Source organism: Phaeobacter sp. JH20_34 (genome assembly GCF_048056095.1).
Taxonomy (GTDB): domain Bacteria; phylum Pseudomonadota; class Alphaproteobacteria; order Rhodobacterales; family Rhodobacteraceae; genus Phaeobacter; species Phaeobacter bryozoorum.
The window spans coordinates 196,903-222,450 of the sequence record NZ_JAYMWT010000011.1 but is presented as its reverse complement, the minus strand read 5'-3'; the positions used below and the strand labels follow the sequence as shown (position 1 = coordinate 222,450).

The 25,548-nt window shown below is 59.5% G+C and carries 19 protein-coding genes and 2 tRNA genes; 10 read left to right on the top strand and 11 right to left on the bottom strand.

Annotation, left to right across the window (positions count from 1 at the left end):
- Nucleotides 1–7: 7 nt before the first annotated feature.
- Entirely contained in the window at nucleotides 8–532 is a 525-nt protein-coding gene (locus tag VWZ81_RS10440; protein WP_340547045.1) for a flagellar basal body-associated FliL family protein, read from the bottom strand.
- A 118-nt stretch (nucleotides 533–650) separates the two neighbouring features.
- Here VWZ81_RS10440 and fliF point away from each other — a divergent pair, with 118 nt between their 5' ends.
- The 4 genes from fliF to fliP are packed head-to-tail and all read left to right on the top strand — an operon-like array spanning nucleotide 651 to nucleotide 3,961.
- Nucleotides 651–2,336 (top strand): flagellar basal-body MS-ring/collar protein FliF, encoded by a 1,686-nt coding sequence (gene fliF / locus VWZ81_RS10435; protein ID WP_416534390.1) that lies wholly within the window; start codon nucleotides 651–653, stop codon nucleotides 2,334–2,336.
- Nucleotides 2,336–2,932: an ABC transporter ATP-binding protein gene (locus VWZ81_RS10430; RefSeq protein ID WP_340547043.1), complete on the top strand. Its 597-nt coding sequence runs from the start codon at nucleotides 2,336–2,338 to the stop codon at nucleotides 2,930–2,932. The genes fliF and VWZ81_RS10430 overlap by 1 nt, the downstream gene beginning before the upstream one ends.
- Nucleotides 2,925–3,221, top strand: a complete 297-nt coding sequence (locus VWZ81_RS10425) for a FliM/FliN family flagellar motor switch protein (protein ID WP_040175044.1) — start codon at nucleotides 2,925–2,927, stop codon at nucleotides 3,219–3,221. The genes VWZ81_RS10430 and VWZ81_RS10425 overlap by 8 nt, the downstream gene beginning before the upstream one ends.
- Entirely contained in the window at nucleotides 3,218–3,961 is a 744-nt protein-coding gene (gene fliP, locus VWZ81_RS10420) for a flagellar type III secretion system pore protein FliP (RefSeq protein ID WP_416538497.1), read from the top strand. The genes VWZ81_RS10425 and fliP overlap by 4 nt, the downstream gene beginning before the upstream one ends.
- Before the next feature lie 405 nt (nucleotides 3,962–4,366).
- Here the strand turns inward: fliP and VWZ81_RS10415 are convergent, their stop codons facing one another.
- The 9 genes from VWZ81_RS10415 to VWZ81_RS10375 form a co-directional block, all read right to left on the bottom strand.
- Nucleotides 4,367–5,470 (bottom strand): flagellar basal body P-ring protein FlgI, encoded by a 1,104-nt coding sequence (locus tag VWZ81_RS10415; RefSeq protein ID WP_416542680.1) that lies wholly within the window; start codon nucleotides 5,468–5,470, stop codon nucleotides 4,367–4,369.
- Entirely contained in the window at nucleotides 5,467–6,474 is a 1,008-nt protein-coding gene (locus tag VWZ81_RS10410; RefSeq protein ID WP_416542679.1) for a flagellin, read from the bottom strand. The genes VWZ81_RS10415 and VWZ81_RS10410 overlap by 4 nt, the downstream gene beginning before the upstream one ends.
- 3 nt (nucleotides 6,475–6,477) lie before the next feature.
- Nucleotides 6,478–7,926 carry a flagellar hook-associated protein FlgK gene (flgK, locus tag VWZ81_RS10405; RefSeq protein WP_340547039.1) on the bottom strand — a complete coding sequence of 483 codons (1,449 nt, stop codon included), beginning with the start codon at nucleotides 7,924–7,926 and terminating at the stop codon, nucleotides 6,478–6,480.
- A 48-nt stretch (nucleotides 7,927–7,974) separates the two neighbouring features.
- Nucleotides 7,975–9,297, bottom strand: a complete 1,323-nt coding sequence (locus VWZ81_RS10400; RefSeq protein ID WP_416542678.1) for a flagellar hook protein FlgE — start codon at nucleotides 9,295–9,297, stop codon at nucleotides 7,975–7,977.
- A 102-nt stretch (nucleotides 9,298–9,399) separates the two neighbouring features.
- On the bottom strand, nucleotides 9,400–10,236 hold the full coding sequence (locus tag VWZ81_RS10395; protein WP_416534391.1) for a flagellar motor protein MotB: 837 nt from the start codon (nucleotides 10,234–10,236) through the stop codon (nucleotides 9,400–9,402).
- Nucleotides 10,237–10,423: 187 nt separating this feature from the next.
- Nucleotides 10,424–12,043: a long-chain-fatty-acid--CoA ligase gene (locus VWZ81_RS10390; RefSeq protein ID WP_416538499.1), complete on the bottom strand. Its 1,620-nt coding sequence runs from the start codon at nucleotides 12,041–12,043 to the stop codon at nucleotides 10,424–10,426.
- A gap of 24 nt (nucleotides 12,044–12,067) precedes the next feature.
- Entirely contained in the window at nucleotides 12,068–13,684 is a 1,617-nt protein-coding gene (locus VWZ81_RS10385; protein ID WP_416542757.1) for a GMC family oxidoreductase, read from the bottom strand.
- A 154-nt stretch (nucleotides 13,685–13,838) separates the two neighbouring features.
- A tRNA-Leu gene (locus VWZ81_RS10380) sits at nucleotides 13,839–13,925 on the bottom strand.
- A gap of 186 nt (nucleotides 13,926–14,111) precedes the next feature.
- A tRNA-Leu gene (locus VWZ81_RS10375) sits at nucleotides 14,112–14,198 on the bottom strand.
- A gap of 336 nt (nucleotides 14,199–14,534) precedes the next feature.
- Here VWZ81_RS10375 and VWZ81_RS10370 point away from each other — a divergent pair.
- The gene (locus tag VWZ81_RS10370; RefSeq protein WP_340547035.1) at nucleotides 14,535–15,524 is read left to right on the top strand and encodes a complex I NDUFA9 subunit family protein; all 990 of its coding nucleotides are present in this window, start codon (nucleotides 14,535–14,537) and stop codon (nucleotides 15,522–15,524) included.
- Nucleotides 15,525–15,611: 87 nt separating this feature from the next.
- Here the strand turns inward: VWZ81_RS10370 and VWZ81_RS10365 are convergent, their stop codons facing one another.
- Nucleotides 15,612–16,418, bottom strand: coding sequence for an undecaprenyl-diphosphate phosphatase (locus tag VWZ81_RS10365; protein WP_416542677.1), 807 nt, complete (start codon nucleotides 16,416–16,418; stop codon nucleotides 15,612–15,614).
- Nucleotides 16,419–16,656: 238 nt separating this feature from the next.
- Between VWZ81_RS10365 and VWZ81_RS10360 the strand changes: the two genes are divergently transcribed.
- The 5 genes from VWZ81_RS10360 to queG all read left to right on the top strand — a co-directional run bounded on the left by VWZ81_RS10360 (nucleotide 16,657) and on the right by queG (nucleotide 25,486).
- The gene (locus VWZ81_RS10360) at nucleotides 16,657–18,102 is read left to right on the top strand and encodes an NAD(P)-dependent oxidoreductase (RefSeq protein WP_416537803.1); all 1,446 of its coding nucleotides are present in this window, start codon (nucleotides 16,657–16,659) and stop codon (nucleotides 18,100–18,102) included.
- Nucleotides 18,103–18,163: 61 nt separating this feature from the next.
- Entirely contained in the window at nucleotides 18,164–22,696 is a 4,533-nt protein-coding gene (gene gltB, locus VWZ81_RS10355) for a glutamate synthase large subunit (protein ID WP_416542676.1), read from the top strand.
- Nucleotides 22,697–22,850: 154 nt separating this feature from the next.
- Nucleotides 22,851–23,621, top strand: coding sequence for a monofunctional biosynthetic peptidoglycan transglycosylase (gene mtgA, locus VWZ81_RS10350; protein ID WP_416542675.1), 771 nt, complete (start codon nucleotides 22,851–22,853; stop codon nucleotides 23,619–23,621).
- A gap of 66 nt (nucleotides 23,622–23,687) precedes the next feature.
- Nucleotides 23,688–24,353 carry a glutathione S-transferase family protein gene (locus VWZ81_RS10345; protein WP_340547030.1) on the top strand — a complete coding sequence of 222 codons (666 nt, stop codon included), beginning with the start codon at nucleotides 23,688–23,690 and terminating at the stop codon, nucleotides 24,351–24,353.
- 80 nt (nucleotides 24,354–24,433) lie between these two features.
- Nucleotides 24,434–25,486 carry a tRNA epoxyqueuosine(34) reductase QueG gene (queG, locus tag VWZ81_RS10340; protein WP_416542674.1) on the top strand — a complete coding sequence of 351 codons (1,053 nt, stop codon included), beginning with the start codon at nucleotides 24,434–24,436 and terminating at the stop codon, nucleotides 25,484–25,486.
- Nucleotides 25,487–25,548 lie beyond the last annotated feature (62 nt).

Here is a 25,548-nt window from a genome sequence, read left to right as displayed (position 1 = left end):
CGTTCTCCTAGTTCAATACGAAGTCCATAATCAGCAGATCACGCACCCGGCCCTGGCCGGTTGCGATATTGATCCGCCGCAGCATCTGTGCGCGCAGTTTCGGCAAGGCCATCGGATCGGTCAGATCCTCCAGTTCCAGTGCCCTGAGATAGCTGTTGAGAACATCGACAACACGCGGGAGGATTTTTTCGACCTCGGCCCGATGGGCGAGATCAACCTCCAGCTGAGAGCGGAATCGAAGGTGTTTTAGCCCACTTGCCTTGCGCAAGGTGATCACAATCGGTTCCATTTCGATAAAGGCGAGATTGGCGATATCCTCCGCCGTCTCACCGTTGTCCACGCCTTCTGGCGCCACTTCGGTCGCATCCACCCCTTCTGGGGCTGCGCTCTGACCAAAGGGAAGAAGGCCTGACTGGACAGCGAAGAATCCCCCACCGGCACCAGCAAGCGCAAGAACAACCCCAATGATAAGGGGCAGCTTGCTCTTCTTGGCCGGGGCGTCCTGTTCTGTGTCTACTACAGCGTCTGTCATGACTATCCCTAATACGTCGTGCCTCATCTTCTTAGCTTGCGGACACTAACCGAATGTTAAGGGCAATCCGGCAAAAGGGTTGCACATCGGACAGAATGCCGGTGCTACGGAGGTTAATGTGCAGCAGATCAAGAATGTCTGGGCAGGTTTGGACACGCGAAAGCGCCTGATTGCCGTGGGGGCCACGGTGATCGTGATTCTCAGCGTCCTGGCGATGTCCCGTGTGGCGAATACGCCCACGATGCAATTATTGTACGCCGGGCTGGAAAGCGGCTCGGCTGGGGATGTGGTGCGCGCGCTTGAACAGCGCGGCACAGAATATGAAGTTCGCGGGGGGTCAATTTACGTTGCGGCCTCAGCGCGCGACGAACTTCGCATGACATTGGCAAGCGAAGGCCTGCCGGCAAACGGCGGACGCGGATATGAGCTGCTCGATTCGCTCAGCGGCTTCGGAACAACATCACAGATGTTTGACGCCGCCTATTGGCGCGCAAAAGAAGGGGAATTGGCCCGTACTATTGTGGCCAGCCCGCATGTGACCCAGGCAAGGGTGCATATTGCCAATACGGGCTCGAACCCTTTCCAGCGCACGGCCGAACCGACTGCCTCTGTGTCGGTTGTCCCGATGGGCTCGCCCATCACGCCGGCCCAGGCCAATGCGATTCGGTTTCTGATTTCCTCTGCCGTGACAGGTCTCGCGGTGGAGAATGTTGCGGTGATCGATGCCAATGGCGCCCTGATCGGCTCGCCCGAGGCCGCCGCAGCTGTTGGCGCGGGTACGGATGATCGCTCGCAGTCGATTCGCGAACGGGTCATGCGCCTGGTCGAAGCGCGCGTTGGTCATGGTAATGCTGTGGTCGAAGTCAGCGTCGAAACGGTAACAGATACCGAATCCATCCGGGAAAAGCGCATTGATCCCGAAAGCCGTGTCGCAATCAGCACCGACGTGGAAGAACGCGCGGATTCGTCTCAGAACCAATCGGGCGAAGTGACGGTTGCGTCAAATATCCCGGACGGAGACGGGGCCTCTGGCGACGGGTCGAAAGCCAGCACCAGTGCCACTCGTGAACGGGTCAACTATGAAATCTCTGAGACAGAAAAAGAGATTCTGCGTGGACCGGGTGCGATTAAACGACTGACGGTTGCTGTATTGCTGAATGGCGTCCAGACAACCACGGCAACCGGCGAAACAGTGATGGAACCCCGCCCGGAAGAAGAGCTTGGCGCGCTGCGCGAGCTGATCTCTGCCGCGGTTGGCTTCAGCGAGGAGCGCGGGGATGTCATCACGCTGAAATCGATGGAAATGCCTACGGTAGAGCCGCAAGGCACCGTTGTCAGCGCCTCCATCTTTGACAACATCTATCTGGATGCAATGTCGCTTATCCAGATGGCTGCCTTGGCACTGGTGACGCTGATCCTTGGTCTCTTTGTCATTCGTCCGATCCTTTCGAACCAGGCCAGCGTTCCGGCCCTGGGGGCACCGACAGGCGACGCCATGGACGAATTGCCGGCACTTGGCGGAGGCGGTTTCATGTCCAATCCGAACCTCGGCGCCGATCTCGCGCTGGATGGTGAGATCGAGAACAATGAAACCGGCCAGTTCGAACCCATGGGTGGCATGGGCATGGGCAGCGGCATGGGCATGGGTGACATGAGCGGATTGGGCGATATGGGTGGCCTGCCTGCCCTTGGCGGTGGCAGCGACAACCCCGTTGATCGCCTGCGCTCGATGATTGGCGAACGCCAGGAGGAAACTGTTCAGATTCTGCGCGGCTGGCTGGAAGAAAATGAGGAGAGAGCCTGATGACCATTGCCCATCTTCTTGAAGATTTTGCCATGGATACACCGGCGGTGCCGGTTGTCGAAGTCAACGAGGAATTGTTGGAAGAACAGCGTCTGGAATCCTACGAAAAGGGCTACAGCGCCGGTTGGGATGATGCGGTGACAGCGAAGGACAAGGAGAGCAAGCATGTCTCCTCGGAACTGGCCAGTTCGCTCGAAGATCTCAGCTTCACCTTCCACGAGGCGCAGACGCAACTGCTCGAATCGCTGGATCCGATGTTCAAGGTTCTGACGAGCGCTGTCCTGCCCGACGCAATGGCTGCGAGCTTTGGACATCACATAGTTGATCAGCTCACCGACATGGCCAAGAGCCAGGCGGATCAAGCGATCAATATTGTCGTCTCCCCCGGCGAGGGGGCGACGGTGCGTGCGCTTCTGACCAAGAGTTTCGCTGTACCGGTTCAGGTGCGCGAGGATGTCATCCTGAGCCCGGGTCAAGCCTATCTTAAGGTCGGCGGCATTGAGCGGGAAATCAACAGCTCGGCCCTGATCGACTCTATCCAGGATTCGATCGAGGCCTTCTCCTTTCACATAACAGAGGACAGCAAATATGGATAAGTCTGCTGAAATGAACCGGAAATCTGGCGATGCAGGCAATCCGTTTGTGTCGGTACCCGTTGAGGTCGTCGTATCGGTCGGCAAGGCGCGGCCGTTGATCCGTGATCTTGTCAACCTGGGCGAGAACGCGATTCTGACGCTCGACAAACGGGTGGAGGATCCCGTGGATCTCTATGTCGGCGACCGCCTGGTCGCCAGAGGCCAATTGGAAGAGCTGGAAGGCGAGCAAGCAGGTCAACTGGCTGTGCGCCTGACGGAAATCGCGGATTTGCAAAGCGGCCTGGGATGACACGCACTGCCCTTTTTGCCGTCGCGCTGGCCGCTATTCTGGCCCTCGGTCTGCCGGACCCTGCAAGCGCGCAGGATCTCAGCCTGTCATTGGGCGATGGTCAGTCAATCTCCGCCCGTTCGATCCAGCTGATCCTGCTGATCACCGTCCTCAGCCTCGCGCCGGGGCTGCTGATCATGATCACATGCTTTCCGTTTCTTGTGACGGTCTTGTCGATCCTGCGGCAGGCCATCGGTTTGCAGCAGGCGCCGCCGAATATGTTGATGATCAGCCTCGCGCTGTTTCTCACCTATTTCGTCATGGAGCCTGTCTTTACCGAGGCCTGGACCACCGGGATCAATCCGCTGATCGAGGAACGGCTGGATGTTGAAACCGCGCTTGAACGTGCTTTGCAGCCGTTCCGTGTCTTCATGGCGGCGCGCCTTGATCCCGATACATTCTACGCGATAGCGGATCTACGCCCGGCCACTGCGGGTATTGACCCAACCGCCGATGCGCCGCTGTCAACCTTGGTGTCCAGCTTCATGCTGTCAGAAATCGCCCGCGCGTTTCAGGTCGGCTTTCTTGTCTTTCTGCCATTTCTCGTGATCGACCTGGTGGTCGCGGCGGTTCTGATGTCGATGGGTATGATGATGGTCCCACCGGCCGTTGTGTCCATGCCGTTCAAACTCGCGTTCTTTGTCGTTGCCGACGGCTGGAGCCTTATCGCGAGTGCTTTGGTGCGCAGCTACTTCCCGTAGTTGGATATCGCCTTCCTAATCCTCCGGTCGCCATTGCGGCCGGGGGTTTTTCTGTGCCATCACCCTGAGCGCTGCCATATACTGCGGTCGCCCTCATCCTTCAGCACATCCTTGAGGGTTGATGACCGGGCTTTCCTCTCCCTCTCCCTCAGATTTAGTGATCTGGACCTCGGGCCCCGCTGATGTAACGCGCGGAGAGCGAGCCGTGCTGTCATCTCGGGCAATGTGCTGAAATGTCCAGGACCGCATCTCCCAGACCTCCAGGTTGTGACAATCACGAAGGTAGAGTTCAGTGACAGCGCATCTGCAAATCGCGGATCCGCAACAGCTCCATTACGACGAAGCACCCCCCGAAGCCACGTGGCTTCAGGGGGTGCTGGTCTTGTCTATCTTGGGGCCTCGCTGCTACCGAACTACAAATTCGGCATGCAGGGCACCGGCCGCCTTCAGGCTCTTGAGGATATCGATCATGTCCCGCGGCGATACGCCCAGGGCGTTTAGCCCGGCGACCACTTCGGACAAGGAGGTTGTTTCCGGAACTTCCGCCAGCTGTATGCCCTCCTCCTCTTCAATGGCGGCACCGGTGCGTGGGACGACAACCGTTTCGCCATCTGCAAATGGATTGGGCTGAACCACGAGGGGTGTTTCCTCGATCCGCAGGGTCAGATTGCCTTGCGCAACCGCGACACGTGAAATACGGACATCGCTGCCCATTACAATGGTGCCGGAGCGTTGATCCACAACCACACGCGCCTTGCGCTGCGGTTCGACCAGGATATTCTCGATCCGACCAACTGCATGGGCCGTTGACCGGCTATTGGTGCGCTGCACGTCAATTTCGACGGTCCCGGAATCCCGCATCAGAGCGACGTTTCGACCAAATTCCGCATTGATCGCCCGCTCGATACGGCCAGCGGTGGTGAAATCTGGCTCCCGCAGGGCAAGGCGCATGGACGTCAGTGACGAGAGATCAAAGTCGATCTCGCGCTCGACCCTGGCCCCCGATGGAATAACACCGGCGGTCGGCACCCCCTGGGTGACAGAGGCACCTTCACCCTCCGCGACCGCGCCACTGGCCAGAATGGTCCCTTGGGCAACGGCATAGATCTGACCATCGGCGGCATTCAGCGGCGTCATGACCAGCGTCCCGCCCAGTAGGCTTTTCGAATCGCCAATTGCGGACACCGTCACATCGACGGTGCCGCCAACACGGGCAAAAGGCGGTAAAGTCGCGGTGACAAACACCGCCGCAACATTCTTGGGCCGAAACTGCTCACCGGTGACATTGACGCCCAGCCTTTCGAGGATGTTCGACATGATCTCTTCGGTAAACGGTGAGTTGCGCAGACCGTCGCCGGTCCCGTTCAGACCAACCACAAGACCGTAGCCGACCAGATCATTGCCACGAACGCCGTCAAACTCGACCAGGTCCTTCAGCCGGATGGCATTGGCCTGTGCCATCGCAGGCAACATCAGCACCGTCAGCAGAAGTCGAATGAGCTGCATCATGACAGGAACCTCATCAGAGACAGCTGTGATGTTCGCGCGGTGACAGTAAACAGGCTTTCCAGTTGGAACTGCGCCTCGTCGAGACGGGTTGCGGTCTCATATGGGTCGGCTTGGACGAGTTCATTGAACACCAGGCTCAGGCTGGTCTGCGCCGCGCCATTGCGTGTTGCCGTCTGCTCGATGCGCCCTTCAACAAAACCAAGATCCGATTGCATCTGCGTCAGTTGAACCTGGCTTTCACGCAGCTCTACCCCGGTGCTACGCAACAGTTCGAATTTCACGTTCGAACTGAGGCTCAGGCCGGGTTCATTTACCAGTGTCGCAATCGCGAGGCTCTGCAATGTCTGTTTGAACGCAGCATCATTGGCCTTCAGAGAGACCGTGACCTCTTCATTGGGCCCGATTCTCACCGGGTCCATCAAATCCGAAGAGCCCTGGTACATCACTGCATCAAACCCCAGCGGATCGGCAAACCAGTCCTTGACGGCCTGGACAATATCCGGGGCGGTGCTCAGCAGGGATACCTCGGTCACCAGTGCGGACATCAAGGTGTTGAGATCGGCGAGAGGCTTGGCTTCGGTATCATTGCCGGCGAACAGGCTGCGGCCGGCCGCTTCTCCGTTCAGCGACCGGATGGCTTCCGTCAGGAACACCTCTGCCTGGTTGGACAATTGCTTCGACGTTTCGTCATTCGGCGAGGTGGTGACGGAGAAGATGTCACCGGTCAGCGTGATGACGTTATCGGAGATCAGCTCAATATTGTTCTGCATCGAGGATGCGAACAGCGCGGCCTCGGTATTTGCCACCTGAAAGGACTTGAGCCGGTCAAGGCTTCGTTCGACGTCGGACAGATAGGTGAGATCGCCACCTAGTTTCTGTGTCAGCTGCGAGGTTTTACCCGAACTCAATTCCTGCGTCAGGGTCGAGATGTCGTTCTTCAGACCCACCGACCGATTGCGCAGGAACAGATGTTGAGCCATGTCCCCATATGAGTTCATAATCATTCGTTAAATCCTCAGAAGCGTTTCCATCAGCTCATCAACGACGGAGATCATTCTGGCGTTGGCCTGATAGACTTTTTCAATCACGATAAGGTTTTGCAGTTCAGCATCACTGTCGACGCCCTGCGCCAATTCGCGCTGATACATTTCGGTATAGGTTGCCGCCGCGAAGGCGACATTCTGTTCTGCGGAATTTTCACTCTGTGCAAAACGCGACAGCAGATTCGCGCTCAGCGTGCTGGCATCCAGATTTGCGGTGCCGAGGCCGACGGACGATACCAAGCGCTTGGCGTCGAGCGCATCGGCATATCCGCGCAGAAGCGTTGCATCGCCGGCATTCCCGGGCGCCGCTGCATTGAGACCATCCCGCAACCGCCAAGTTTCAGCCTGTCCCTGCATCGCGATCTTGTCGTTCAATTCAATACGGTTGGCGATGCCAACAGTATTGGCAGGGTCAAAGAACGCACCTTGATCGGTGAAAATCCCGGGATCGGTGGCGCCTAAAGTCGGATCCAAGGTTGGATCCTGGAAGCGTTCGACGAGATCTTTTGCCATCGCATCGAGATCTTCCTGAGCTTCCACGGTCAGAACGTCGCGCACCTCGAAATGGGCCGCCAGAGTCCCGCCGCGAATTGGCCCGCCGGGGCCGGTTGCAACGTCGATACCGTTGATTTGCAGACCGGAGAGCAACCCGTTGCCGAGGGTCATGTAAGGCAGGGTATCGGCCTTGCCATCGAAACTCAGCTCAGCGGCCTGACCATCCAGAAGCACGGCGCCGCCTTCTGAGAACAGGGCGACCTGCCCACGGTCACGGTTCACAACCTTGACCGGGATAATCTGGTTCACCTCGTCGATCAACAGATCACGCTGATCGAGAAGCGATGCGGAATCGGATCCGGTGGACTGACTGACTGCAATTTTTGCGTTCAGTCTTTGCAGCTTTTCCAGCGATTGATTGACGGTATCAACTTGCACGTCGATGGCCCTGTCGGCGGCTGTGCGCCGATTGCGCAGCCCTTCGGCCGCATCGGAAATCGACCGCACCAATTCTTCAGCCTGGATCGCAAGATCGTTCAAGCGCGGCCCTGAATCCGGACGGGAAATCACCTCGATCAGACCGGAGTCAAAGTCGGTCAGCCGCTGTGTGATGGAATAGGGGTCGTCGGCGCTGCCCACCAGCTCGGTCATACGACCAAAGAAGGCGGATTTCACCTCGGCAACGCCGACCTCTGAATTGGCGGATCGCACGCTGGACTGCAACGCCGGATCGTTGATCCGCTGGACGTTGCCGACCTTCACCCCGCTGAAACCGTCGCCGGCGCTGGTAAGCGCCAGACTCCGGCGCGAATATCCTGGTGTCAGGACATTCGACAGGTTTTCGGAAACAACCGAGGTTGAGCGGCCAGCCGCCGTCAGCCCGGTCATTGCGGAATTGAGAGCACTTGTAATGGACATGGATCATCCAGCCTTTGCGCGAATGTGGATCAAAGGAGAAGGCGCTTATCAGCGCTTGATGTTGGTGGTTTCCTGCAACATCTCATCCACGGTCTGAATGACCTTTGCGTTCGACGAATAGGCGCGCTGGGTCTGGATCATGTTGGTCAGTTCCCCCGCAACATCGGTTGCGGACTCTTCACGCGCATAGCCCAGGATATCGCCTGTCGGACCCTCACCAGCATTCCAAAGGAAATAGGAGCCGCTTTCGCTGGATGGCATATAGGTCTGGCGATCCATCGCGATCATACCGTTGGGATTGGGCAGATCGACAAGAGGTACCTGATAGACCACTCGGCTGACGCCGGTGTCATAATTGGCATGCACATATCCGGCTTCGTCGATTTCCACGCCGGTGAAGTTACCTACCGGGGCGCCGTCCTTTGAAATGGAGGCGGGTGCGAAGGTATCCGACAATTGGGTAAGCCCGTTGTCATCCCCCAAGGTGCCGATATTGATCTCCATCGGGCCGCCTGCAACAGACACGATGATCGAGCCGGTTGCCGGGTCATAGGCCCCACCTGTCGTGGCCGTGACAGCATTGAGAGCGCCGCCGGAGGTCCGGTTGTCATCAAAGGTCAGCGTATATTCACCAATCGCAGTGGCGCCGGTGGCCGTATCGGTAATGATCATCGTCCACTCGTTCGACTCGCCTGTTGCGGGAACGGTGGGAACAAATTCGATCTGCAGACTCTCCGACTTGCCGAGGTTGTCATAATACTCGATCGACAGGTTTTCGCTGGTACCAGCCGACGTGGATTCGGTTGCGGTCGCAGGCAGGTTGACACCCAGAGACATCTCGGTTGTCGGCTCACCAGACAGTTTGTTTACATTGAAACGAACCGGTTCCAGCGCATCGGAGGTATCGCGCGGGTAGGGTGGGATCGTACCATCGGACTGTGCGGGCCAGCCCATCAGGACGAGACCGGATTCAGTGGCCAGCAGGCCATCGGCGTTGGTCCGGAACGATGCAGTGGTGGTCAGCATCATCTGCGGATTCGCAGCGCCTGTCTCGACCTCGTTCATGGATGTCACCGGCAGCATACCGCGGCCTCGGACCGCGAGGTCAGTCGCATTGCTGGTCGACACCAGCGGGCCCCGCTCATCAATCAGGCGGACGTTGGTTGTCCGCACGCCCCCGGCAGAATAGGTGCCGCCAGACGAGCTCATGACCATCGAGTGGAAATCGGTCTGGACCCGCTTGTAGCCGGCGGTTGAGGAGTTTGCGATGTTGTCGGAAATGGAGGCCAGTCGGCTGGCATTCGCGGTAAGCCCGGCAACACCGGCATTAAGCGAGGAAGAAATCGTCATGGATACGCCTTTCTGCTGCATCGAATCTTTCTTGATGCAACAGCTAGCCGATTGCCCATTAACGGGCGGCTAACAGATAAAATTGTCTGATCTGTTCGCCGCCCGTTTTTGGGGATCCATGGGTTATTTGCGCAGAAGGATGATTTCGACCCGATTGTTTCGCGCTGCCATCGGATTGCTATCCGCCAGTTTGCGATCGGCATGTCCCGTCACCCGGTGCATCCGCTTGGACTTCGTTCCACCTGATTCGAGCATCACCCGGGTCGCGTCAGCTCGTGCATGGGACAGTTCCCAGACCGGATTATTGGCGACAACGACCGCATGTGATCTGATGTGGCCGCCGATTGCGATGTTGTTTTCAACAACGCCGGTGACGCGTGAAACCATCTTCACGATGTCGCGGAACAGGAGGGTCGGTTCGGCTGTACCATCTTTGAACAGCGGCGAATCCTCGGTGTCGAAGAGTTCGACTACAAGGCCTTCGTCGGTGACGCGGGTAATGATGTGCTGCGCCATCTCGATCGAGACCATGCTTTCGCCGCCACGCCCCTTCAGCTGCTCTTCCAGGGCTCGGAACTGCTCATCGGCAGCCTCGCGGTCCTTGTCCTGTTCGACGCCGGAGTCACCCTTGGCCTGCTGGGCGTCTGCGGGGTTCACATCGGTCGCACCGGTACCGTTCTGGGGCTGGATTTCCTCGGTGAACATGCTGTCCCCGCTGAAAGCCCCGTTGCCGCCGCCGGAGACCCGGCTCAGCGGAATGGATGGCGAGAAATAATCCGCCAACCCTTTGCGTTGTTTCTCAGTCGTTGCATTGAGCAGCCACATCAACATGAAGAACGCCATCATAGCCGTCACGAAGTCCGCATAGGCGACCTTCCAGGCTCCACCGTGGTGACCATGGGCACCACCTGACTTTTTCTTCTTGATGATAATGGGCGCCACATTTCCTTGTGCGCTCATAATCCACCACCTATTTTCACCCACTACCGGGATATCAGGCGGTGTCTTAAGTGAGGCTTAACAGATAAATTTGCCGGCAGTTATGGCCGCCAAAGCCCCTCTTTTACCCGTAATTCGGACGGATTCTGTGCCCATTTCGTGAAATGGGCACCGCCACCAGATGCCATATTGGCGGCGGTGTAGTGCATCAGGCCTCCAGCAGAATCGCGTCGTAAGAGTCGCGGAGCTTGTTTTTCAGCACCTTTCCGGTGCCACCTAGCGGCAGCGCATCGACAAAGATGACACGGTCAGGGATCTGCCAGCTTGCTACCTTGCCCTGGTAATACTCGCGCAGATCGTCCTCGGTCACGTCAGGGGAGCGTTTTACAGCGATCACCACCGGACGTTCGTCCCATTTGGGGTGTCTGGCTGCGATTGCCGCTGCCTGAGCGATACCGGGATGGGACATCGCGATATCCTCCAGCTCGACGGTCGAGATCCATTCGCCGCCAGACTTGATGATGTCCTTGGAGCGATCACGAATGATCATATAGCCATCGGCATCAATTGTGGCGACGTCACCGGTATCGAACCATCCATCTGCCGTCAGCGCTGTATCCTCGGCGCGGAAATAGCTGTCGATCACCCAATGACCGCAGATCTGCAAATTGCCCTGCGTCTGTCCGTCATGAGGCAGAACAGCGCCGCTGTCGTCTACGATGCGCAGATCGACACCATACATGGGGCGGCCCTGTCCTTCGCGCAGCTTCGCCTGCTGCTCGGCGTCCAGCTCATTGTGTTTCTGAAGCAGCTGGTTCAGCGTCCCGATTGGGCTTGTTTCCGTCATGCCCCAGGCATGCACCAGATCAACGCCGTATTTGTCACGAAATGTGGGGATCATGACCGTTGGCAGGGCAGAGCCGCCGACAATGGTGCGTTCCAGGCTCTCGGCGGTGCATCCGGTCTCCTCCAGCCCTTTCAGCAAACCCATCCAGATTGTGGGAACACCCAGCGCCACGGTGACCTTTTCCGCATCAATCAGCTTGGCCAGGCTCGCCCCATCCAGATGCGGCCCGGGCAGTACCAGCTTTGCCCCAACCGCCGCGGTCATGTAGGGCGTCCCCCAGGCATTCACGTGGAACATCGGAACAACTGCCAGAACGGTGTCCCGCGCCCGCAGGGCGATACCGTCGGGCTGGTTGCCGCCAAGCGTATGCAGAACGCTGGTGCGATGGGTGTATTCAACCCCCTTGGGATTGCCGGTCGTGCCGGAGGTGTAACACAGGCTCGATGGCAGGTTTTCATCCAGATCAGGCCAGGAATACGGGGTTGTTTCCATGTCCAGGAGCGCATCGTAGAACAGCACGTCTTCGATCTGGGCTGCGATCTCGGCGTCCGGAGGCCCCATCACCACGATATTCTGCACGGTGGTCAGATGCGCGCGCAGCTGTGCCACCGCCGGAACAAAGGTGGTGTCGATGAACAGGACCTGATCTTCTGCGTGGTTTATGATGTAGATCAGCTGCTCCGGTGTCAGCCGCGGGTTGATCGTGTGGCAGACAAACCCACCCCCGGAGACGCCGAAATAGATTTCGAGGTGGCGACGATTGTTCCAGGCGATGGTGCCGCAACGGGCGCCCTGCGCGATGCCCAGCCGTCCCAGGGCGGCCGCCAGCTTGCGGGCGTTGGTGTCGATGTCTCCCCAGGTGACATGCACGGTTTCGCCCGAAGTCTCGACAGATGTGACCGTGGTCCCGCTATGGAACCGCCCTGCATGTTCTATCAGCGAGCCTATAGTCAGCTGTTTGTGCATCATCTTGCCAAGCATCTTCGTCTTCTCCGAATTGAAATGTCAGGCGCGGGCCAGGGCACCGCGTATAATATCTGCCGCTTTCTCCGCGATCATGATGGTTGGCGCATTGGTGTTGCCGCCAATCAGGCGCGGCATGATCGACGCATCAACCACCCGCAGCCCGTCCAAACCATGGACCCGGAGCGCGGGATCCACCACCGCAAGCGGGTCGGTTCCCATTTTGCAGGTGCCAACCGGATGATAAATCGTATCTGCCCGCGCGCGTATGTGCTGTTCCAATGCGGCGTCATCGACCTCGCCGTCGATAAACAGCTCCTTGTGAATATAGCCCGCCAGCGGTTCTGCCGCCATGATTTGCCGGGTTTTGCGCACCCCCCTGATAAGCACGGCCATATCATCGGGATCAGCGAGAAATTGCGGATCAATCCGTGGCGGTGATGTGGGATCGGCACTGGTCAGGCCGACCGTGCCGCGCGATTTTGGCCTCAGCACGCAGATATGGCAGCTGAACCCATGCCCCATGTGCAGCTTCCGGGCGTGATCATCCACGATGGAAATCACAAAATGCAGCTGCACATCGGCACGCTCTTCGGATGGGTCCGTTTTCAGGAACGCGGCCCCTTCCGCAAAGGGAGTCGCAATCATACCACGCCCGGTTTTCCGCCAGTTCCATATGTGGCGCAACAGTGAGATACTGCCGGGCAGGGAAATGCCGAAATTGTCGCGATCCTTGGATTTATAAGCCAGTGTAAAGTCCAGATGATCCTGCAGATTTTGCCCCACCCCGGGCAGTTCATGGACCATGTCGATCCCGTGCGGGCGGATATCCTCGGGTCGACCAACGCCGGAGAGTTGCAGCAGCTGCGGCGAGTTGAACGCTCCACCGCAGAGCATCACCTCGCGGCGGGCGCGGACACTATGCTCAGTGCCGCGCAGCCGGTAGCTGACGCCAACCGCACGTTTGCCGTCGAATATGATCCGGGATGCCTGCGCCCGCGTGATCACCTTCAGATTCGCGCGGTCCATCACCGGGTGTAGATAGGCCGCCGCCGCCGAGCAGCGCTCCCCGTTGCGGTCAGCTCTGTGGAATTGCGTCACCTGATAAAGGCCGATGCCCTCGTTGTCGCCTGTGTTGAAATCCTCGCAGTGTCGGATCTGCAGGGATTGGCCGGCCTTGATAAAGGCATCGGTGATCGGGCGGGGCGATTTCTGGTTGCTGACCTGCAAGGGGCCGGCTGCACCATGCAGATCATCGCCGCCGCGTTCGTTGTTTTCGGCTTTTCGGAAATAGGGCAGCACCGAGTTCCAATCCCAACCGGGACATCCCAATGCGGCCCATTCATCGTAATCGCTGGCATGGCCGCGAATATAAAGCATGGCATTGATCGCACTGGAGCCGCCCAGGCCTTTACCGCGCGGCTGATATCCGCGTCGCCCGTTCAACCCCTGTTGCGGCACGGTTTCATAGGCCCAATTGTTGATTTTGGGGCGTCCCGGTAGCATCGCGACCACAGCGGCAGGAGCGCGAACCAAAAGCCCGTCACCGCGCCCGCCGGCTTCCAGCAGGCAGACCGTGACGGTTGGATCTTCGCTTAGTCGGGCAGCCAGCGTCGATCCCGCAGAGCCTCCGCCGACGATCACATAATCCGCCTCCATCACGCTCTCCCCCATGTCCAGCACGAACAGCTCTCCCCAGCTGCCAGAGGATGAGCGCTGTTTTTACGGGGGCTGTCTACTCTGACGGTACGTCATCGCGCAGGCGCCATAACACGCCAAAGGCGTGATCAAGCATCGAGAAAAATAGGGGATATGGTGCCCAGGAGAGGACTCGAACCTCCACGTCCATACGGACACTAGCACCTGAAGCTAGCGCGTCTACCAATTCCGCCACCTGGGCAGGTGTCGTGAGGGGCGTATAAGCAGAAGCGACGGGGCCGTCAAACGGAAAATTCACCTGCTTACAGCTGGCGGTTTTTCGGGTCTGGCGCGTGGTGTATGAAACCGGTCGGCAGCCGACAATCGACATATCGCGCCTGGAGTGTGGCTCCCTATGGGGGCCTTGTTCTATTCACTGTCGGGGATATGGTGCCCAGGAGAGGACTCGAACCTCCACGTCCATACGGACACTAGCACCTGAAGCTAGCGCGTCTACCAATTCCGCCACCTGGGCAGGTGTCGTGAGAGGCGTATAAGCAGAAGCGACGGGGCCGTCAAACGGAAAATTCACCGCTGCGATATGTTCTGTTCTGACGATGGTATTCACAGAAAACAGCTACCTGTGCAGAGCTGCTGAGTCGTCATGATCTGCGCTCTCCGATCTGATTTGAAATCACCGATACGATCCGCTGGCGTCGCCAAAGCATCATAGCAAGGGAGATCAAATCGGGCGTTAAGCAGCCATATCTTGCAGCGTTGCACCTATTGCCTCGACTTTGGTCGATTTGCGCCTTGTTCCAAAGGGCGCGGGGCGGTAAATCGAAGCAGCAGCTAAGGTAGGAGCCAAAAGATGTCCAAACTGGTCACGATCTATGGCGGGTCCGGTTTTGTCGGCCGTTACATTGCGCGCCGCATGGCCAAGGAAGGTTGGCGTGTGCGGGTGGCCGTGCGTCGGCCGAACGAAGCCATGTATGTCAAACCCTACGGTGTCCCGGGGCAGGTTGAGCCTGTGTTGTGCAATATTCGCGACGATGCGTCTGTTGCGGCGGTGATGCAGGGGGCAGATGCAGTGGTGAACTGCGTTGGCATCCTGAACGAACTGGGCAAGAACACCTTTGATGCGGTTCAGGCCGATGGCGCTGGTCGAATTGCGCGAATCGCTGCTGCACAGGGCGTCGGAGCCATGGTGCATGTCTCGGCCATCGGTGCCGATGAAGACAGCGACAGCGATTATGCCCAGTCCAAAGCGGCCGGGGAGCGGGCTGTTCTGGAGCATATGCCCGAGGCCGTGATATTGCGGCCGTCGATCATCTTCGGGGCTGAGGATCAGTTCTTCAACCGTTTTGCCGCGATGGCGCGCCTGTCGCCGGTGCTGCCGATTGCCCATGCCGACACAGAATTCCAGCCGGTGTACGTCGACGACGTTGCCAAGGCTGCCGTAGCCGCGGTTGTCGGGAAGGCAAAGCCTGGCGTGTATGAGCTTGGCGGCCCCGAGGTGAAGAGCTTCGGCGCACTGATGCAGCAGATGCTCGATGTGATTGACCGTCGGCGCCTTGTGCTGTCGCTGCCGGGCCCGATTGCGAAGCTGGTCGCGCTTGGCTTTGATATTCTGCAGTTCGTCAGCTTTCAGCTGTTCGAGAACAAGATGCTGACCCGTGACCAGCTGAAGAACCTCGAGAACGACAATGTGGTTGCCGAGGGCGCAAACGGGTTCGAGGCGCTGGGCATCCACCCGGTTTCATTGGCGTCTGTGCTGCCGGACTACCTGTGGAAGTTCCGCCCGGCTGGTCAGTACAGTGAGTTGATGGATTCAGCCCGCAACCTGCGCAACGACCTCTGAATTCGCTTAGAGGTCAAGGTCGGCTAAGATTTGAAAGGCGCGGGTTTGACCCGCGCTTTTTTGGTTCTGATGGCCGGATCCGGTCGATCAGGCCTGATAGGCGATCATCAGGAGAATCGCGCCCAGAACGACGCGATAGATCACATAGGGTGTGAAGCTGACCGAGCGCAGCATGCGCATCATCAGCGACAGGGCAGCAAGGGCGGCCAGCATTGAGAGCGCCGCAGCGATAGCTGCATCGCGAATGAGTGCCGGATTTGCCTCGACGGCGACTTCGGCACCCAGCAAAACACCAGAGGCCACGATTGTTGGGATCGACATTAGCATTGACAGCCGTGCTGCGTCGATCCGGGCGTAGCCCAGCTGGCGGGCGCCCGTAATAGTGATGCCCGAACGGGAAGTGCCGGGGATTAGCGCCAGCATTTGCCACAGCCCCATGATCAGCGCATCTCGTGGCCCCCAGTCCGCGCTTTCCTTGTCGGTTGGGCCGAACCGATCTGCCACATAGAGTACCACGCCAAAACCAAGCATCGTCCAGCCGATGACTTTCATCGACCTGAGTGCGTCGCTCCATCCGCTGAAATGCAGAAGGGCGCCAAACAGGACTGTAGGGATGGTCGCGATGATCAGCCCCATCGCCAGCCGTGCCCCGGGTGTATCGAGGTGTCCTATGAGGGCGCGCGGCAGACCGATCAGCCCCACCCGCACCTCTTTCCAGAAGAACAGGACCACGGCGACCAGTGTTCCGACGTGAACGGCGACGTCGATAACCTGCCCCTGATCGTCGAGCCCGGTCAGCCCTGGCAAAAGGATCAGGTGCCCGGATGAAGAGACGGGCAGGAATTCCGTGATGCCCTGAATCAGGGCGATAAGGATCAGCTGAAAAAGCGGCATGATATAGGTCCGATTGGGGTTCCGCAGGGATGGCAAAGAACGGTCTGGGTGTAAATCCGTTGATTTCATTGGCGGGATAGCGTTAATGGTCCGTATCGGACCTAAAATGTCTGTACATTTCTGCTGGAGAAGGTATCAGGACATAACTGCTGACATATTAGGTCAGCAAAGTTGACTTTTAATTCGCTCCGCTCCGATGGATCATTTATCGCAGCCAGCCCAACATGGAGTCCGCCCCGTGGCCAAGCAACCGATGCTCAAATTCGTGCAGATCGACCGCGACATGCCCAGCAAACGGGCCGCAGAAGATCGCCGGGAAGATTTCGACGAAATCTACGCAGAATTCGCGGCCGCCAAGGCCGAGGAACAGGCCAGCCGTTGCAGTCAATGCGGTGTACCTTATTGCCAGTCGCATTGCCCCCTGCACAACAACATTCCCGATTGGCTCCGCCTGACTGCCACGGGCCGCTTGCACGAGGCCTATGAGATCAGCCAGGCGACCAATACCTTCCCCGAAATCTGTGGTCGTATCTGTCCGCAGGATCGCCTCTGCGAAGGCAATTGCGTCATTGAGCAGTCCGGCCACGGTACTGTCACCATCGGTGCCGTCGAGAAATACATTACCGATACCGCCTGGGACAAAGGTTGGGTGCAGCCCATCGCCCCGGCGCAGGAACGTGGCGAATCCGTGGGGATCATCGGGGCGGGTCCGGGCGGCCTGGCCGCAGCAGACATGCTGCGTCGCGCAGGCGTGAAGGTCACCATCTACGACCGCTATGATCGTGCCGGTGGCCTGCTGACCTATGGTATCCCGGGTTTCAAGCTGGAAAAGGACGTCGTGATGCGCCGCAACCAACTGCTTGCGGATGGCGGTGTTGAATTCGTGATGAATTGCAACGTGGGTCAGGACATCTCCTTTGACGATATCCGCGCCAAACATGATGCGGTGATTATCGCCACCGGCGTTTACAAATCCCGTGATCTGGAAATGCCGGGGTCAGGTTCTGGTGGCATCGTAAAGGCGATCGACTTCCTGACCGTGTCCAACAAAGCGTCGAATTTCGGCGACAGCATCGAGGAATTCGACAACGGCACCCTGAACGCCAAAGGCAAGCGTGTCGTTGTCATCGGCGGGGGTGATACGGCTATGGACTGCGTGCGGACCTCGATTCGTCAGGGTGCGACGTCGGTCAAATGTCTCTATCGCCGTGACCGTGCCAATATGCCCGGTTCGCAGCGCGAAACCCAGAACGCCGAGGAAGAAGGCGTGGTCTTTGAATGGCTGTCCGCGCCCAAGGGTTTCACCGATGAGGGCGGCAAGGTCGCTGGCGTGATGGTACAGAAGATGCGTCTCGGCCAGCCTGACGCCTCGGGCCGCCAGGCTCCCGAGATCATCGAGGGCGCCGATTACATCGAGCCTGCCGAGCTGGTGATCAAGGCGCTTGGCTTTGAGCCGGAAGATCTGCCGACGCTCTGGGATCAGCCGGAACTGCCGGTCACCCGCTGGGGCACCGTAAAGGCTGCATTCCAGACCGGCGCGACCGATCTAGATGGCGTCTATGCCGTTGGTGACATCGTGCGCGGCGCGTCTCTGGTGGTCTGGGCCATCAAGGACGGGCGCGATTGCGCTGAGGCGATCCTCGACCGTTTCAACACCGCCGCCAGCAGCCTGGCCGCCGAGTAAACAGATTTCTACCGGGCAGGTGCCGCCCTTAGGGGGCCGCCCACCGGAACGGGAGCATGACATGACAAAATATGATGCAGAATGGGTTCGCGCCGAAGAGGCAAAGCGTCAATGGATGGCCGAGAACGGTCTTTATGCCGAGGAGGAAGAGCATTCCTCCTGCGGTGTTGGCCTTGTTGTCTCGGTCAACGGCAAGCGCAGCCGCAAGGTGGTTGAGGCCGGCATCAACGCGCTGAAAGCGATCTGGCACCGAGGTGCAGTTGATGCGGACGGCATGACCGGCGATGGCGCCGGTATCCACGTTCAGATCCCGGCACCGTTCTTCTATGATCAGGTGCGCCGCACCGGCCACGAGCCGCGCGAAGATCAACTGATGGCGGTAGGCCAGGTCTTCCTGCCACGCACGGACTTTGGCGCTCAGGAACGCTGCCGGACCATCGTGGAAAGCGAAGTTCTGCGGATGGGCTACTACATCTACGGCTGGCGCCATGTGCCGGTGGATGTCACCTGCCTCGGCGAGAAGGCCAACGCCACCCGCCCTGAGATTGAGCAGATCCTGATCTCCAACTCAAAGGGTGTGGACGAGGAAACATTCGAGCGCGAGCTCTATGTTATTCGCCGCCGCATCGAAAAAGCCGCTGCCGCTGCGCAGGTCGGCCAGCTCTATATCGCGTCGCTGTCCTGCCGCTCGATCATCTACAAGGGCATGATGCTGGCCGAGCAGGTTGCCGTGTTCTACCCCGACCTGATGGACGAACGGTTTGAAAGCGCCTTTGCAATCTATCATCAGCGCTATTCCACCAACACGTTCCCGCAGTGGTGGCTGGCCCAGCCCTTCCGCATGCTCGCCCATAACGGCGAGATCAACACGCTGAAAGGCAACATGAACTGGATGAAGAGCCACGAGATCCGTATGGCCTCTTCGACCTTTGGTGACTATGCCGAGGATATCAAACCCATCGTCGCCAGCGGGTCCTCCGACTCCGCGGCACTGGACTCGGTGTTTGAAGTTCTGGTCCGCGCCGGTCGCTCGGCGCCGATGGCAAAGACCATGCTGGTTCCCGAAAGCTGGTCCAAGCAGGCGGTGGAGCTGCCGCAGGCCTGGCGCGATATGTATTCCTATTGCAACTCCGTGATGGAGCCTTGGGATGGCCCGGCCGCGCTAGCGATGACCGATGGCCGCTGGGTTTGCGCCGGTCTGGACCGCAACGGCCTGCGCCCGATGCGCTACGTGGTCACCGGCGATGGTCTGGTGATCGCAGGCTCCGAGGCGGGCATGGTTCCGATTGACGAGGCCACCGTGGTTGAAAAGGGTGCGCTTGGTCCGGGTCAGATGCTGGCTGTCGACATGAAGAAGGGCAAGCTATTCCACGACACCGCGATCAAGAACAAACTGGCCTCCGCGCTGCCGTTTGGCGATTGGGTGAAGAAGATCAACGATCTGGACAGCACCCTGGCCACCGTTACCGAAAAGCCGTTGTTCAGCGGGGACGCACTGCGCCGCCGCCAGATTGCCGCTGGCTATACCATTGAGGAACTGGAACAGATTCTTGCGCCGATGGCCGAGGACGGCAAGGAAACTCTTGCCTCAATGGGGGATGATACGCCGTCGGCAGTGCTGTCTAAAATGTACCGCCCGCTGAGCCATTTCTTCCGCCAGAACTTCTCTCAGGTGACCAACCCGCCGATCGACAGCCTGCGCGAATACCGTGTGATGTCGTTGAAGACCCGGTTTGGTAACCTCAAGAACGTGCTGGATGAAGACAGCTCCCAGACCGAGATCATCGTGCTGGAAAGCCCCTTTATCGGCAATTCCCAATGGGATGAGCTAGTCAAGAACCTGAACGCGCCGCTGGCTGAAATCGACTGTACCTTCGCCCCCGGCCAGGGGTCTCTCAATGCGGCGCTGGCCCGTGTCCGCGCCGAAGCGGAGGAGGCTGTCAGCTCCGGGGCCGGTCACATTGTCCTGACCGATCAGCATTCGGGCGAGGGCCGCGTGGCGATGCCGATGATCCTGGCGACCTCCGCGGTGCATTCGCATCTGACCCGCAAGGGCCTGCGGACCTTCTGTTCGCTGAATGTGCGCTCTGCCGAATGTATCGACCCGCATTACTTTGCGGTGCTGATCGGCTGTGGTGCCACCGTTGTAAACGCCTATCTGGCCGAGGATTCGCTGGCTGACCGTATTGAGCGGGGCCTGCTGGATGGCAGTCTGACCGAGAATGTCGCCCGTTACCGTGAAGCCATCGACCAGGGTCTTTTGAAGATCATGGCGAAAATGGGTATCTCGGTGATCTCCTCCTATCGTGGTGGTCTCAACTTCGAGGCGGTGGGCCTCAGCCGTGCGATGTGTGCGGAATATTTCCCCGGCATGGTTTCCCGGATTTCTGGTATCGGTGTCACCGGCATTCAGACCAAGCTGGAAGAAATCCACGCCAAGGCATGGTCGGGCGGTCAGGATGTCCTGCCCATCGGTGGCTTCTACAAGGCGCGCAAATCCGGCGAAACCCACGCCTGGGAAGCGACCTCGATGCATATGATGCAGATGGCCTGCAACCGGGCCTCGTTTGAGCTGTGGAAGCAATATTCGGCAAAGATGCAGTCGAACCCGCCGATTCACCTCCGCGATCTGCTGGACATCAAGCCTCTGGGCAAGCCGGTGCCGATTGAAGAGGTCGAGAGCATCACTTCGATCCGCAAGCGCTTTGTCACGCCGGGGATGAGCTTGGGCGCGCTGTCGCCTGAGGCGCATAAGACTCTGAACGTCGCAATGAACCGCATCGGTGCCAAGTCCGACTCCGGCGAGGGCGGCGAAGATCCCGCACATTTCGTGCCGGAGCCGAACGGCGACAACCCGTCGGCAAAGATCAAGCAGGTGGCGTCGGGCCGCTTTGGTGTGACCGCTGAATATCTGAACCAGTGCGAAGAGCTGGAAATCAAGGTGGCCCAGGGCGCCAAGCCCGGCGAGGGCGGCCAGCTGCCGGGGATGAAGGTCACCGACCTGATTGCCCGCCTGCGCCACTCGACCAAAGGTGTGACCCTGATTTCGCCGCCGCCGCACCACGATATCTACTCGATCGAGGATCTGGCGCAGCTGATCTACGACCTGAAGCAGATCAACCCGCGCTGCAAGGTGACCGTGAAACTGGTGGCGTCCTCGGGCGTTGGCACCATCGCGGCCGGCGTGGCCAAGGCAAAGGCAGACATCATCCTGATCTCCGGCCATAACGGTGGCACCGGGGCCTCGCCTGCGACCTCGATCAAATATGCTGGCCTCCCGTGGGAGATGGGCCTGACCGAGGCGCATCAGGTGCTGAGCATGAACAACCTGCGTGACCGGGTGACGCTGCGCACCGATGGCGGTCTGCGCACCGGCCGCGACATCGTCATGGCGGCCATGCTGGGCGCCGAGGAATATGGTATCGGCACCGCTGCGCTGATCGCCATGGGCTGCATCATGGTGCGCCAGTGCCAGTCCAACACCTGCCCCGTGGGCGTGTGTACTCAGGATGAGGCCCTGCGCGGCAAGTTCACCGGCAATGCCGACAAGGTGGTAAACCTCATCACCTTCTATGCGCAGGAAGTACGGGAAATTCTGGCTTCCATTGGCGCGCGGTCGCTGGAGGATGTTATTGGCCGGGCCGATCTTCTGGCGCAGGTGTCGCGTGGCTCTGCCCATCTGGACGACCTCGACCTGAACCCGCTTCTGATCACGGTCGATGGCTCTGCCAATATCGTCTACAACCGCGATAAGGAGCGCAACCCGGTGCCGGATACGCTGGATGCGGAGATCGTACGCGATGCCGCCCGCTTCCTGCAGGACGGTGAGAAGATGCAGCTGTCCTATGCGGTGCAGAACACCCACCGGACCGTGGGCACCCGCACCTCCAGCCATATCGTCCGCAACTTCGGTATGCGCAACACGCTGCAGTCAGACCACCTGACGGTAAAGCTGCAAGGCTCCGCCGGGCAGTCGCTCGGTGCCTTTGCGGCCCCCGGTCTGAAGCTTGAGGTCTCCGGGGATGCCAATGACTATGTGGGCAAGGGTCTCTCCGGCGGAACCATTGTGGTGCGCCCGCCGATGGCATCGCCGTTGAACGCCAGCGAAAACACCATCGTCGGCAATACCGTTCTCTATGGTGCGACGGCTGGCTATCTCTTCGCAGCCGGTCGTGCCGGCGAGCGGTTCGCGGTTCGTAACTCAGGGGCGAGCGTGGTTGTCGAGGGCTGCGGTGCCTGTGGCTGTGAATACATGACCGGCGGGATCGCGGTGATCCTGGGCAAGATCGGCGCCAACTTCGGCGCGGGTATGACCGGTGGTATGGCCTACATCTACGATCCCGAAGGCAAGGCAGAAACCCTGATGAACATGGAGTCACTGGTGACCTGTCCGGTGACCGTGGCCCATTGGGAAGATCAGCTGAAAGGTCTGATCGAGCGCCATCTGGAGGAAACCGGCAGCCGCAAGGCCGCTGAGATCCTGCAGCATTGGGAAAATGAGAAGGGCAATTTCCTGCAGATCTGCCCGAAGGAAATGCTGAACAAACTGCCCCAGCCTTTGGCGATCGAGGCAGCAGCCGTTCCGGCGGAATAGGCCCCGCCACTTCCTCTGCATGTGCCTTGGATGGGCTCCGGTCGCTGCTGCGGTCGGGGCCTTTTCACCTCCGGGCGCTTGCTCTGGGCAATCTCTTGCGGGCCAAGGGATTTCGCGGTTGGAGCAGGCCCGTTCTGTGCCGTATAGAGACCCTATGGCGAAGGCAGGAAAATCAACCGGGGCATCCAAGGCTCCCCCCAAGGGCAAAGCCCGCAGCAAGGCAGCAGCCAAGGGTACACCCCGCGCAAAGCTGTCACCGCGTCGTCTCCTGCGTCGCTGGCTGGGACGGGCTGCGCTGGTCTTTGTTGCGCTGACCCTGCTGCCGATTCTGCTGTTTTCCGTGATCAACCCGCCGATCACCCATACCATCTGGTCTGAATATCGCCGTCTTGGTGATATTGACCGCGAATGGGTTCCCATCGAACATATCGCTCCGGCCTTGGGGCGTTCGGTTGTCGCCGCCGAAGATGCCCGGTTCTGCCAGCATTGGGGCCTTGATGCCGAGGCCATCCGCGCGGCAATCGCCGAAGGCGGCCAGCGTGGAGGGTCGACCATCTCTCAGCAGGTGGTGAAGAATGTCTTTCTGTGGCAGGGGCGCAGCTGGTTCCGCAAGGCGCTGGAAACACTGATGACGCCGATGGTTGAGGCGGTCTGGAGCAAACGGCGCATTCTGGAAGTCTACCTGAATGTCGCTGAAATGGGCGAAGGTGTGTTTGGCGCCGAGGCGGCCGCGCGGCATTATTTCGGTGTCGGTCCGGATGAGCTGAGCCGCAGGCAGGCTGCCCTTCTGGCCACCGTTTTGCCCAACCCCAAAGAGCGTTCGGCAGCAAAACCCACCGCGTTCATGCGCAAGCGGGCGGCGCAGATCATGGATGGGGCGGCCACCATTCGCGCAGATGGCAGGGCGGCCTGTTTCGAGGATTGAAACTTCTGGCGCTTTTAGGCATTGCTGTCTGATCCCAGCCACCCGCAACAGGAGATCCGCTGTCCCATGGCCCGCCTCTATCATGTGCCCCTCTCCCCCTTCTGCCGCAAAGTGCGCCTGTCCCTGGCCGAAAAGCGGATCGAGGTCGAGCTGGTCGAGGAACGCTACTGGGAGCAGGAGGCCGATTTCCTGCGCCGCAATCCGGCGGCGAAGGTTCCGGTGATCCGCCTGGATGGCAAGCTGATGGCCGAAAGTGCCGCGATCTGCGAATACCTTGAGGAAACCCGCCCGGAACCCTCGTTGATGCCCAGCGATCCCGATGGTCGCTACGAGGTGCGCCGCCTGGTCAGCTGGTTCGATGATAAATTTCACCATGAGGTCACCTCAAAGCTGCTCTATGAGCGGGTGAACAAGAAGGTGACCGGGCAGGGCTACCCCGACAGTGGCAACGTCAAGGCGGGTGCGCGGGCGATCAAATATCACCTCGACTATCTGGCCTGGCTGCTGGACCATCGCCGCTGGCTGGCTGGCGATCAAATGACCCTGGCAGATTTCGCCGCCGCCGCGCATCTGTCGTCGTTGGACTATATCTCCGATGTTGATTGGAACCGGTCCGCCGTGGTGAAGGACTGGTACGCAAAGATCAAGTCACGCCCGGCGTTCCGGTCGATCCTTGCCGATCAGATCCCCGGTTTCAGCCCACCGGCCCATTACGCCGATCTGGATTTCTGATAGACACGGGCAGAAGGGGGCTGTCTGCCCCCTCTTGAGTCCCTTGGACTCAATTCACCCCCGAGGATATTTCTAGCCAGATGATAGCAACACACGGCATCAAGGACAGGTTGGTGAAACAGGCCCTTGCCGAGGGGTTTGTGGCCTGTCGGATCTGTCGTCCCTGGGATGTGCCGCAGGTGCCCGCTCGGCTTCAGGCGTTTCTTGAAGCGGGATATCACGGTCAGATGGGCTGGATGGAGGAACGCAGCCACTGGCGCGGCGATCCAGCCCAGCTCTGGCCTGAGGCGCGCTCTGTGATCATGCTGGCTGAAAGCTACACGCCAGAGGTGGATCCGATGGCCGTTGTGGGGCAGGCAGAGCGCGGCGCGATTTCCGTCTATGCGCGCAACAAGGATTATCATGATCTTGTGAAGAAGCGCCTGAAACGGCTGGCACGCTGGCTGATCGCGGAAGCCGCGCGGGCGGATGAGCCTGCCGAGGTCAAGGTATTTGTCGACACCGCGCCGGTTCCGGAGAAGCCGCTGGGCCAGGCGGCGGGCCTTGGGTGGCAGGGCAAACACACCAATCTGGTCAGCCGGGACTGGGGCAACTGGGCCTTCATAGGCTCTGTTTTCACAACATTGGACCTGCCTGCCGACGCGGCAGAGCGCGACCATTGCGGATCGTGCCGGTCCTGTCTGGCGGCCTGCCCGACAGATGCGTTCCCCGCCCCGTATCAGCTGGATGCGCGGCGTTGCATTTCTTACCTCACCATCGAGCACAAGGGCCCGGTCGATGAGGAGCTGCGCGCCAAGCTGGGCAACCGGATCTACGGCTGTGATGATTGCCTGGCGGCCTGCCCCTGGAACAAATTTGCAGTCGCCGCCAGCGATATGCGCTATGCGGCGCGACCCGAGTTCGAGGCTCCGCAGCTGGCGGAGCTGGCTCGGCTGGACGATCCCGGGTTCCGGGCGTTGTTTTCCGGTTCCCCCATCAAGCGGATCGGGCGAGATCGCTTTGTGCGCAATGTGCTTTATGCCGTCGGTAACTCCGGCCTGTCGGCCCTGCGGCCCGTGGCCGAGGCTCTGGTCGCGGATCCTGACCCGACTGTGGCGGATGCGGCCCGCTGGGCGGTTCAGCGACTGAGGTGACGCAAACAGGATGGATCGTCGCGGCAGCTTCGCTAAACCGATGACCAGGATCAAGATTAAGG